The following is an 11,693-nucleotide window of genomic DNA, read 5'->3' on the forward strand; positions in this document are numbered from 1 at the left end:
AAATTTATGAAGAAAAGATTGTTATTTTATATTAAGAAAGGTTTAAAAATCGCAGGATTAAAGAAAAACAGTGAAAAGATAATAGGAAAAAGAAAAATTAAAAGCGGCATTTACGAAGCACTGGACGAATAGTATCAGTAAAAACTGAAGAAAGAAATGGGCAACAATGTTATTGAAATTATTTACCAATTAGTAGATGGGTAAATAAAGGGTGTTTTTCATTTACTCGATCATATTTATAATGGTATGGGTAATTTTACATGTTAATTGCTATTCTTGGGATTTTAACTGCAGTTTGCTTTTTTAGTTTCTCCTCATCTATTTTTACATAGATCGGCATCTTATTTGTAATTCTCCTATATATCTATTTGCAGCTTGAACTTCTCTATTTTTCTCTACAGTCGTTCTACTGAAGCTTTACCAACTCTATTTTCTTTAACAAAAAATGGTGCCCTAAAAATAGGACACCACCTTAAATTAAACTAATTGCGAAAATGCGTATTCAGCAGCTGCAATCGTTTTTTGAATATCTTCGTCTGTATGTGAAGTTGATAGGAATAGACCTTCAAATTGTGATGGTGGTAAGAAAACTCCTTGTTCAGCCATTAGTTGATAGTATTTAGCAAACATTTCTAAATTAGAAGTTTTTGCTGTTTCGTAATTTTCAACTTTTTCGTTTGTGAAGAAGAATCCAACCATTGAACCTGCTCGATTAATACAATGTGGAATATTGTATTTTTCAGCTGCAGCTTTATAACCTGCTTCTAGCAAATCAGCTTTACGGTTAAATTCTACATAATCTTCTTTTGATAGCTGACTTAATGTTTCGTAACCAGCAGTCATCGCTAAAGGATTTCCTGAAAGAGTTCCAGCTTGATAAATTGGGCCACTTGGAGCAATTTGATTCATGATTTCAGCTTTTCCACCATATGCACCTACTGGTAAACCTCCACCGATAACTTTTCCTAAGCAAGTGATATCAGGTGTTACACCAAAATGACCTTGAGCACAATTATATCCTACACGGAAGCCAGTCATAACTTCATCAAAAATCAATAATGTACCATATTGAGTCGTAATTTCTCTTAAGCCTTCTAAGAAACCTTCAACTGGTGGAACAACCCCCATATTACCTGCAACTGGCTCAACAATAACCGCTGCTAGGTCATCTCCATATTGTTCAAAAGCATATCGTATACTTTCTAAATCATTATAAGGAACAGTGATTGTATTTGATGCAACACCTTCAGGTACACCAGGACTATCTGGTAATCCAAGTGTAGCTACACCAGAACCTGCTTTAATTAATAAAGAATCACCATGTCCGTGGTAGCATCCTTCAAATTTTAAGATTTTGTTTCGACCAGTAAATCCGCGAGCAAGACGTAAAGCACTCATTGTCGCTTCTGTTCCTGAGTTAACCATTCGCACAACTTCAATCGAAGGCACTCTTTCGATAACAAGTTTAGCTAATTCTGTTTCCTTTAATGTTGGTGCCCCAAAGCTAGTACCAGTTTCTGCTGTTCGCTTTAAGCCTTCAACTACACGCTCATTTGAGTGACCTAAAATCAGAGGTCCCCATGATAATACATAATCAATATACTCATTTCCGTCTATATCATATATTTTAGAACCTTTTCCATGACTCATAAAAATTGGTGACATATTAACACTTTTAAATGCACGTACCGGACTATTTACTCCTCCAGGAAGTACTTGTTTTGCCTCTTCAAAAGCTTCAATTGACTTGTTATATGATCTCATTTATTATTACTTCCCTTCTGATAACCATCTGCAAGCATCTTTAGCATGATAAGTCATAATCATATCTGCACCAGCACGTTTCATACTAATTAATTTTTCCATTACAACTTTCTCTTCTTCAATCCAACCATTCAATGCAGCAGCTTTAACCATTGCATATTCTCCACTAACATTATAAGCAACGATTGGTTGGTGATAGTTATTTCTGATATCACGAATGATATCTAAATATGAAAGAGCTGGTTTAATGATTAAGAAATCCGCACCTTCAACTGTATCTGATTCTGCTTCACGGAACGCTTCTAAACGATTTGCAGGGTCCATTTGATATGCCTTACGATCACCTTGTCCTGGAGCGCTTTGAGCTGCCTCACGGAATGGTCCATAAAATGCTGAAGCATATTTTACTGCATATGACATAATTGGAATATTATCAAATCCAGCCTCATCTAAAGCATGGCGAATTGTTGCTACGAATCCATCCATCATATTTGAAGGAGCAATAATATCTGCGCCAGCCTGTGCTTGACTAACTGCTGTTTTTGCTAATAGTATTAACGATTCATCATTATTAACATACCCATCTTCTAAAACTCCACAATGGCCATGATCTGTATACTCACATAAACATGTATCTGCAATAACAATCATTTCAGGATATTGTTCTTTCGTTTGTGAAATCGCACGTTGAACGATTCCAGTTGCACAGTACGCTTCAGAACCTACTGCGTCTTTTACATCAGGAATACCAAAGAATATGACAGATTTTATACCTAATGATACAATTTCATCCATTTCTTTTTTTAATTCATCTAACGAAAATTGAAATACACCTGGCATTGAACTAATAGGGTTTTTAACCCCTTGTCCTTCAACAACAAAAAGAGGATAAATAAAATCTTCTTTATGTAAATGAGTCTCTCTAACCATAGAGCGTAATGCTTGTGTACTTCTTAAACGACGGTGACGATCAAACGGAATAGAATAAGTCATTTTTTTCTCCTTCTTTTTTAAAGACGATCTGATTAATCAATATCATCTACTATTTTTTTAATTAAAGCCTCTGTTGTAAATTTACTAGGAACAATAATATTATTCAAACCTTTTTCTCTAGCTTTTTGTGCGGTTACTTCACCGATACAAGCAATTTGAATGTTTTTTAAATCTTCCATACTAATTTTATTTCCAATCAAAAAACAAAACTGTTCTACACTAAATGGATTCAAAAATGTAATCACATCCAGTTTTTTATTTATTAATAAATTTAACAGTTCATTTTTAATTCCTAGATTTGCAATGGTCTCATAAACAGTTAATAAATTAACTATATGACCATTTTCTCCTAGTATTTTTGGTACGTTATCACTCGCTAAAGAGCCACGTAAAAATAAAAATTTTGTTCCTTTTTCTACTATGTAACTTAACTCAGAAGCAAATGTTTTACCAGTAAATTGACTTGGAAGGAAAGCTACTTCAAATCCTTCTTCAACTAATCGGTTCTTTGTTTTTTCTCCGACAGCACCAATTTTTTTTTGAAGAATTTTTTGTTTAAGCTCCTTTGTAATATTTTGCACAAAGTAATTTACTGAATTAACACTTGTGAATAAAATCCATTCTGTATCAAGAACTAATTTTTCCAATTCATTAATTGTAATATCACTTTTAACTATTTTTTGAAGTGGAAGATTAATAGGACATCCACCAAACTGATGAATTAATTGATTGAATTCATCAGCTTGTTGCTCTGCCCTTGTCACTAATATTTTCATTCCATTTAAGGAATTATTCATCCGCAGCCTCTTTTACAGAATCAATAATATCCTTTGCTCCACGTTCAATTAATAGATTTGCAGCTTTTTCTCCAATTTCAGTTGGATCAGTACCTTTAACAGTTTCTTTTAAGATGATTGTTCCATCTGGTTTAGCTACTAGTGCAGTTAACGAGATTTCATCTTTGTCATCGATCGTTGCAAATCCAGCAATAGGAACTTGGCAACCACCTTCCATTTTATGAAGAAATACACGTTCAGCTTCTACTGTTGTATATGTTAATTCATCATTGAGTCTATTTAGTAATTCACGGATTTCTGTATCATTTTCACGACATTCGATAGCAAGTGAACCTTGGCCTACCGCTGGTACACAGATTGTTTCGTCAATGTATTCAGTTATACTTTCTTCAGCCCAACCCATTCTTGTTAAACCAGCTGCTGCAAGAATAATCGCATCGTATTCATTATCCTTTAGCTTTTGAATACGTGTATCGATATTTCCACGAATCCATTTGATTTGTAGATCAGGACGAACTGCTTTAATTTGAGCACTTCTTCTTAAACTACTTGTACCGACAACTGATCCTTCTTCAAGTTCCATTAATCCTTTTCCACTATTTGATAGTAGGGCATCTCTAGGATCAACGCGTTTAGGAGTACATCCAATCATTAAACCTTCAGGTAAAATAGCTGGCATATCCTTCATACTATGTACAGCTAAATCTATTTCACTCGTTAACATTGCATGTTCAATTTCTTTAACGAATAAACCTTTTCCTCCAACCTTTGAAAGGGTTACATCAAGTATTACATCACCTTTTGTAACGATTTCTTTTAACTCAAATTCATAATCGGGTGCTACCTCTTTTAGTTTCTCTACAAACCATTTCGTTTGTGTTAATGCTAGTTTACTTCTTCTTGTACCAACTATAATTTTACGCATTGTTACATCTCCTTACGTACTCCATAAATGAAACTTTGAATATAGATTTGAAACAACATAATTTCCGAACAAAACTAAGAAGCAACAGATGTTAAATATGCAAAGAGATTTGCCATAGAAACGGTTGCTTACCTTTAAATACATAAATGTACTATACATGATTAAAACGAAAAATGAGCCTATTACTTTCATGTCATACCAAACAAATGTGTGTAATCGAATACTTGCCCAAATAACACCTAAAATAAGGGAAGTTAGCATTAGCGGAACTCCAAATAAGTTAAATGTAATAAACATTTTTTCCAACTTACCTAAACTCCCCAACTTCTTTAAATGTGTAGACCATTTCTTCTTTTTTAATAAAACATATTGAAAAATGTACATAACCGAAAAAATAAAGGACAGGGTAAATGCACCGTATGCTAAGAAAGCAAGTCCAATATGGATATATAATAACTCCGATTTTAACTGATCGACTAATGTAGCTGTTTTACCCGCCTTCGGAATTAAAATTGATAATGAAAATACTAAAAATGAAACAACATTTGTAAAGAAAACTAAGTACTCTAGTTTTACTACCCAATTAATAAACAGTGATAGTGATATGATAATCCATACATAAATATATAGCCCTTCCCTGGAAGTAATAAAGGAATATAAACTGTATTGGCTAATGGTGTAAATCATTAAAACAGAAGAAAACACCCAAACAATTGCTAGCAAATAAAATGCTACCCGACTTGCCATCCTATTTGTATCTATAAAATCTATAAAAGAAAAAACGATACTCCATGCAAACAATAAGATTAATAAGTGATAGATAAAACTACTTTCCAAAAGCGCCACTAACTATACCTCATAAAAAACCTAAGTTTTGTTTTAAAGAAATAGTCTCTTTTTCTTGATTAGTTTGCATGTGTTTTTCATCTTTAGATTCTTGTAAAATTTCATCTAGACTAAATATTTCTTTAAAAAGGGCAATTTGTGCTTCTGAGTGTTTTGATGTACCCATTTCTTTTGCTTTCATAATTGGGTCTCGTAAAAGTTGATTTACGATACTTTTTGTGTGCTTTTGGATAATTTTTAAATCTCTTTCAGATAAATGAGGAAGTTTTCTCTCTAGACTACTCATTGTATCTGCTTGAATATCTAACGCCTTATCACGTAATGCAGAGATTACCGGAACAACACCTAGCATTGATAACCAAGATTGAAAAATATCAATTTCTTCAGTTATTGCCTTCTTAATTTTTACTGCCTCACGTTCACGTTCTGCTAAATTCTCTGCAACAATTCCTTGAAGATCATCAATATCATACAAGAATGCACTATCAATATGATGAATTGATGGTTCAATATCTCTAGGAACAGCGATATCAACTAAGAATAATGGGTTACCTTTTCTTGATTTTTCAATTCGACGAATCATTTTTTCCGTAATCACGTATTCTTTTGATCCAGTTGAACTAATAACGATATCCGCTTCTTTCAAAGCATTTTCAAGTGATTCTAGCCCTTTTCCGATCCCATTGAATTGGTCTGCAAGTCTAACTGCATTTTCAACAGTTCGGTTAATAACTGTAACTTTTCCTACTCCTTGAGAATACAAGTTTTGTAAAGCTAAGTTACTCATTTTCCCTGCTCCAACAATCAATACATTGCAGCCTTTTAAATTGCTAAAAATCTTTTTTGATAGCTCTACAGCAGCATAACTTACAGATACAGCATTTTCACCGATTCCAGTTTCTGAGTGAACTTTTTTTGCAAATGTAATTGCTTGCTTAAATAATTGATTAAAAATCGTACCAATTACATGATTCTCTTGAGCAAGTAAATAACTATCTTTTACTTGTCCAAGAATTTGAGTCTCACCAATTACCATTGAATCTAAACCACTTGCTACAGTGAATAAATGGTTAATTGCATCATTTCCAGTTTTAATGATTAAATATGGTGATAATTCCTCATCTTTTAAGTCAAAACGTTGTAATAAAAAGCGTTTCATATAATATTGACCAGTATGAACTTGATCGACAACTGCATAAATCTCCGTACGATTACAAGTAGAAACAATAATGTTTTCTAAAATGCTTTTTTCTTTTTTTAATGAGTTCATTGCGTCCTGTAGTTCATTTGGAGCAAACGCTACCCTTTCTCGCACTTCAACTGGGGCAGTTTTATAATTAATCCCTATTGTAATGATGTGCATGCCCTAAAGCCCCCCTAAAAAACTTTGTACAAACTTTTGTTTTATATCTATCTTTGCTTAGCAAAATTTCATATCTATGTTCTACATCAATATGCTATCATAAATGTAATATTTTGTAGAATTATTAATCCGATTTATACTATTAAATGTACACAAATTTTATTATACAATAATTTTAAAATAAAAGTGATTACAAATAATGTTAAACAGGAGTTGCTATGAAAAAAAATCGATTATTTATTGGAATCCTATTAATTGGCTTTGGCATTTATTATCTTATTTCAAAATGGCAAGTCCCAGCTTTACATATTTTCACATTTTGGACGACTCCGATCTTGATAACTGGTATTGCACTTCTCGTTCAAGCTATTAAAGGAAGAGAAACTCATTATGTATTCCCAGGACTTGTCGTTCTTGGATTTGGAATTCATTTTTATGCCATCGAACATTTTCAAAATTGGCCAAATCATTGGTCCGTTCTTACTCTCATCATTTCAATCGGAATGTTACTACAATCTCGAAAAGGAAAAGGTGAGCTATTACCTGGTTTATTATTATTTATTATGTCTTTATTTTTCCTTTTTAATGAAAAGCTTGCAACAATGCTTAGTTCGCTCCAATCACAAGTCTCGTTTTTCCAGAACTATTGGCCAATATTGATTGCTGTTATCGGTTTGTATCTTCTATTTTCTAAAAAATAAACATACTTTTTTATACATAACTAGCAGTTTTTAAAAGGAGGAACATCTTTGTTATACTTCCTTGCACTATGGAAAAAATTTGTCTCTTTTAATTATGTATCAATTTTAATTCTATCATTTCTAATTGTTTCTTTTGGTTCAATAACTATACATATTTTAGAACCACAAACCTTTCCAACTTTATTTGATGGTTTGTGGTGGACAATGACTACTTTGACGACAGTAGGCTATGGAGATTTCTTTCCAAAAACAGTTGCAGGAAAATGTTTAGGAATGTTTTTATTTATTTTTGGGGTCGGTATTATAGGCTTACTAGTATCTAAAACTGTTGATTCCTTTTCTAAATATCATCGTTTAAAGCTGGAGGGAAGAATTGTGTATAAGGATCATGATCACTTTATTTATATTGGTTGGTCTAAAAAAACAAGAGATGCGATTGAAGAACTTTTCGATTCTTCACCGAATGCAAAAATTGTATTAATTGATAATCTAGAAACATCACCTTATGAGCATCCTCGAGTTCATTTTATTCAAGGAGACCCTTCAATCGAAAACACGTTACTAAATGCAAATATATTCGGGGCAAAACGGGTATGTATATTTGCAGATTCTACAATAGAAGACAGTGTTTTAAAAGATGGAAAAACGCTATTAATCGCTTCTGCCGTCGAATCACTATCATCTACAAAAAAAATGCCTATTCATACAATTGTCGAAATATCAAAAGAAAGCCATATCGTCAATTTTAAGCACGTAAATGTAGATGATTTTGTCTTATCATATGAATCTGTTTCACGTCTAATCGCTAAAACAACTTTACATCCTGGAACTTCAACAATTTTTAGGCATTTTTTAAATACAAAGTTTGATGGAAGCAATATACATGTAATCGAGCCTAATAAAGAATGGAAAACTTATGAAGATGCCTTTCTACAATTATTTGAAAAAGGAGCAACTTTGTTAGCGATAAATGAACAGTTAAATATTCCAAAACTAAGAGAGTGTAAATTGAATTCTACTGATCGTTTGTATATTTATTGCGAAGAGAATTTATTAAAAAAGATAACTAAAAAAGCTTTATAAATAGTTGTGGTGAGACCTGAACAAAAAAATGCTGGTGGCCCTTTTAGCCACCAGCATTTTTTATTTACACATACGATCAATTACTGACCATGCTTTTTCTTTACCCATACCAGTTTCAGATGAGAATAAAATTAATTCATCCCCTTCTTCAATCTGTAACTTTTCACGAACTACTTTTGCATGTTTATCCCATTTTCCTTTAGGGATTTTATCTGCTTTTGTTGCTACTATAATGACTGGGATTTGGTAATGCTTTAAGAAATCATACATCATTACATCATCTTCTGTTGGTGAATGACGTAGATCAACTAATAAAATAACAGCTCTTAATTGCTCACGAGTTGTAATATATGTTTCAATCATTTTACCCCAAGCTTCTCGTTCCTTTTTAGAAACTTTAGCATAACCATAACCTGGCACGTCAACATAGAAAAGCTGTTCATTAATTAGAAAGAAATTTAATGTTTGCGTTTTTCCAGGTTTTGATGATGTTCGGGCTAATGCTTTACGATTTAACATTTTATTTATAAATGAAGATTTCCCAACATTTGAACGACCTGCCAAAGCGATTTCAGGGAATTGTGTATCTGGATATTGATTTGGTCGGACTGCACTAATGACAATATCCGCTGTTGTTACTTTCATTTTTTCACTCCTACTATTGCATGCGCAAGCACTTCATCTAAATGGGAAACAGGTATAACAGTTAAACCTTCTTTCACCATTGGTGGTACATCTTCTAAATCTTTTTCGTTTTCTTTTGGTATGATAACAGTCGTTAAACCTGCACGATGCGCACTAAGCATTTTTTCTTTTAATCCACCAATTGGTAATACGCGACCACGTAATGTGATTTCACCAGTCATTCCAACCTCTTTACGGATTGGTTTATTTGTTAATGCCGAAATCAATGCTGTTGCCATCGTTATACCTGCTGAAGGGCCATCTTTTGGAACTGCACCTTCTGGAACATGAATATGAATATCATATTTCTCGTGGAAATTTTGGTCAATATTTAGCTCTTCTGCTTTTGAGCGAATATAACTAAACGCAGCCTGTGCTGACTCCTTCATTACATCCCCTAGCTTACCAGTTAAAGTTAGCTTACCCTTTCCAGGATATAGTGATACTTCAATAGAAAGTGTGTCTCCACCAAATGCAGTATACGCTAAACCTGTAGCTACACCTATTTGGTCTTCACTTTCCATTTGACCATAAGAGAATGTTTTCTTACCTAAAAATTCTTCAATATTTTTATCTGTAAATATTATTTTTTGTTTTTCGTTTGAAACGATCAACTTAGCAGCTTTTCTACATAGAGTCGCTAGAACTCGCTCTAATGATCTTACTCCTGCTTCACGTGTATAATGACGAATAATTGCACTCAAGGCACTTTCACGAATTTGCACAGTAGATTTATTTAAGCCATGCTCTGCTAATTTTTTAGGGAATAAATGTTTTTTAGCTATATTAACTTTTTCAAGTTCAGTATATCCAGATAAAGTAATAATCTCCATTCGATCACGTAATGGACCTGGAATAGTTGATAAATCATTTGCAGTTGCTACAAATAAAACTTGTGATAAATCAAATGGCTCTTCAATGTAATGATCACTAAATGTATGATTTTGTTCTGGGTCCAAAACTTCTAACATTGCTGATGCTGGATCCCCTCTAAAATCGCTCGACATTTTATCAATTTCATCAAGTAAGAATACTGGGTTATTTGTTCCTGCTTTTTTCATACCTTGGATAATTCGACCTGGCATAGCTCCGATGTATGTTCTTCTATGTCCTCTTATTTCTGATTCATCTCTTACGCCACCTAAAGAAACGCGTACAAAGTTTCTAGACAAAGCGTTTGCGATTGATTTCGCTAAAGATGTTTTACCAACTCCAGGAGGGCCAGCTAAACATAAAATTGGACCACGTAATGAATTCGTAAGTTGTTGAACAGCTAGATATTCTAATATTCTTTCTTTTACTTTTTCAAGACCTTCATGTTCATTATTCAGTATCTTTTCGGAACGATGAATATCCAATGTGTCTTCAGTTTGCTTAGACCATGGTAGAGCTACCATCCAATCTAAATATGTACGAACTACACCTGCTTCTGCAGCATTAGGAGGTAGTTTCTCATATCTAGCTAACTCTTTTAGTACTACTTCCTTTGTTTCTTCAGGCATATTTGCCTCTTCGATTTTTGTTAAAAACTTATCAACTTCTTCTGTTTTACCTTCACGATCACCTAGTTCGCGTTGAATAACTTTTAATTGCTCTCTTAAGAAATATTCTTTTTGAGTTTTATCAATATTTTTCTTAACTTGTAGGCCAATCTTTTCCTCAAGCTTTAGTAATTCTTTTTCATCTTGAAGGAAATTTAAGATAATATGTATTCGATCAGTAACATCAATTGTTGCTAAAATTTTTTGTTTTTCTTCTTCCCTTAATGGAATTGAATCGATCATTGCATCTGCAAGTTTACCTGGGCGGTCTTGCTTAACAATTGAAGCAATTGTCTCTGGCAAAATTCGCTTTGATAATTTACTGTATTGTTTAAAATGCTGCAATAAAGTTCTCATTAAAGCACGAAGCTCTTTAGATTCGTCTTCTACATCTGGATATTCTTCTACCTTTGCAGTTAAGAAATCATTTTGATCAATAATTGATTTGATTTTTCCTCTGTGTAATCCTTCAACAGTAATACGAACAGTGCCGTTTGGAAGTGTAATTTTTTGTGTTAATTTAGCTAAAGTTCCAAATTGGTACAATTCGTCTATCTTTGGATTTTCAGTATCTGCATCTATTTGAGTAACAACAAAAATTAAATGATCTAATTCATCAGCTTCTTGTATAGCTTTTATCGATTTCGTTCTTCCTACATCTAGATGTGCAATAGTGGCAGGAAATACACTAATTCCTCTTAAAGGTAGGAGGGGTACAACTTTTTCTTTTGTAACATTCATTACGTTACACCTCCATGTTTTTCATTCTATTTAGTTATTTTACCTTAACATATATATCATTTACAATGATATGCATTAAAAGAAATAAAGAAGCAGCACAATCAATCAAAAACTGACTTGAACATACCATAAATATATGTTTTAAGCGATAATCTTGTTTTAACTAGAAATACGAAGTAAGACTCGTAATAAAATTAAATCATATAGAATGAATTTCTACAAAATAAAAAGTGTTCGATCACTTCTTTGAAAAAT

10 protein-coding genes are annotated in these 11,693 nt (G+C 32.9%); 2 read left to right on the forward strand and 8 right to left on the reverse strand.

The genetic code is table 11. The annotated features are described in order from the left end of the window. Positions 1-477: 477 nt before the first annotated feature. The 6 genes from hemL to hemA are packed head-to-tail and all read right to left on the reverse strand — an operon-like array spanning position 478 to position 6,688. Complete coding sequence (hemL, locus tag ABEY15_RS11210) at positions 478-1,764, reverse strand: glutamate-1-semialdehyde 2,1-aminomutase (RefSeq protein WP_429890166.1); 1,287 nt, start codon at positions 1,762-1,764, stop codon at positions 478-480. Between the two features lie 6 nt (positions 1,765-1,770). Continuing rightward, a complete protein-coding gene (hemB, locus tag ABEY15_RS11215; RefSeq protein WP_097978417.1) occupies positions 1,771-2,757 on the reverse strand; it encodes a porphobilinogen synthase in 987 nt (328 codons plus the stop codon). Positions 2,758-2,789: 32 nt separating this feature from the next. Then, entirely contained in the window at positions 2,790-3,554 is a 765-nt protein-coding gene (locus tag ABEY15_RS11220; RefSeq protein WP_429890167.1) for a uroporphyrinogen-III synthase, read from the reverse strand. Further along, positions 3,547-4,479 carry a hydroxymethylbilane synthase gene (gene hemC, locus ABEY15_RS11225; RefSeq protein WP_429890168.1) on the reverse strand — a complete coding sequence of 311 codons (933 nt, stop codon included), beginning with the start codon at positions 4,477-4,479 and terminating at the stop codon, positions 3,547-3,549. The genes ABEY15_RS11220 and hemC overlap by 8 nt, the downstream gene beginning before the upstream one ends. A gap of 12 nt (positions 4,480-4,491) precedes the next feature. Continuing rightward, a complete protein-coding gene (ccsA, locus tag ABEY15_RS11230; RefSeq protein ID WP_069035196.1) occupies positions 4,492-5,325 on the reverse strand; it encodes a cytochrome c biogenesis protein CcsA in 834 nt (277 codons plus the stop codon). Positions 5,326-5,335: 10 nt separating this feature from the next. After that, positions 5,336-6,688 carry a glutamyl-tRNA reductase gene (gene hemA / locus ABEY15_RS11235; protein WP_429890169.1) on the reverse strand — a complete coding sequence of 451 codons (1,353 nt, stop codon included), beginning with the start codon at positions 6,686-6,688 and terminating at the stop codon, positions 5,336-5,338. 218 nt (positions 6,689-6,906) lie between these two features. Between hemA and ABEY15_RS11240 the strand changes: the two genes are divergently transcribed. Beyond that, the gene (locus tag ABEY15_RS11240) at positions 6,907-7,389 is read left to right on the forward strand and encodes a hypothetical protein (protein ID WP_429890170.1); all 483 of its coding nucleotides are present in this window, start codon (positions 6,907-6,909) and stop codon (positions 7,387-7,389) included. A 48-nt stretch (positions 7,390-7,437) separates the two neighbouring features. Beyond that, positions 7,438-8,472 carry an ion channel gene (locus tag ABEY15_RS11245; protein WP_429890171.1) on the forward strand — a complete coding sequence of 345 codons (1,035 nt, stop codon included), beginning with the start codon at positions 7,438-7,440 and terminating at the stop codon, positions 8,470-8,472. A 60-nt stretch (positions 8,473-8,532) separates the two neighbouring features. Here ABEY15_RS11245 and yihA read toward each other — a convergent pair whose 3' ends face one another. Together yihA and lon are read right to left on the reverse strand one after the other, a co-directional pair. Next, positions 8,533-9,117, reverse strand: coding sequence for a ribosome biogenesis GTP-binding protein YihA/YsxC (gene yihA / locus ABEY15_RS11250; RefSeq protein ID WP_069035199.1), 585 nt, complete (start codon positions 9,115-9,117; stop codon positions 8,533-8,535). Continuing rightward, positions 9,114-11,438 (reverse strand): endopeptidase La, encoded by a 2,325-nt coding sequence (gene lon / locus ABEY15_RS11255; protein ID WP_429890172.1) that lies wholly within the window; start codon positions 11,436-11,438, stop codon positions 9,114-9,116. The genes yihA and lon overlap by 4 nt, the downstream gene beginning before the upstream one ends. Positions 11,439-11,693 lie beyond the last annotated feature (255 nt).

Origin of the sequence: Gottfriedia acidiceleris (genome assembly GCF_050457485.1) — a bacterium.
In the GTDB taxonomy this organism is placed as follows: domain Bacteria; phylum Bacillota; class Bacilli; order Bacillales; family Bacillaceae_G; genus Gottfriedia; species Gottfriedia acidiceleris_D.

Bases quoted from the DNA above. Each gene is read 5' to 3' on its own strand.
- yihA (WP_069035199.1), bottom strand. From the start codon at position 9,117: ATGAAAGTAACAACAGCGGATATTGTCATTAGTGCAGTCCGACCAAAT.
- ABEY15_RS11240 (WP_429890170.1), top strand. From the start codon at position 6,907: ATGAAAAAAAATCGATTATTTATTGGAATCCTATTAATTGGCTTTGGC.
- hemB (WP_097978417.1), bottom strand. From the start codon at position 2,757: ATGACTTATTCTATTCCGTTTGATCGTCACCGTCGTTTAAGAAGTACA.
- lon (WP_429890172.1), bottom strand. From the start codon at position 11,438: ATGAATGTTACAAAAGAAAAAGTTGTACCCCTCCTACCTTTAAGAGGA.
- hemC (WP_429890168.1), bottom strand. From the start codon at position 4,479: ATGCGTAAAATTATAGTTGGTACAAGAAGAAGTAAACTAGCATTAACA.
- hemA (WP_429890169.1), bottom strand. From the start codon at position 6,688: ATGCACATCATTACAATAGGGATTAATTATAAAACTGCCCCAGTTGAA.
- ABEY15_RS11220 (WP_429890167.1), bottom strand. From the start codon at position 3,554: ATGAATAATTCCTTAAATGGAATGAAAATATTAGTGACAAGGGCAGAG.
- hemL (WP_429890166.1), bottom strand. From the start codon at position 1,764: ATGAGATCATATAACAAGTCAATTGAAGCTTTTGAAGAGGCAAAACAA.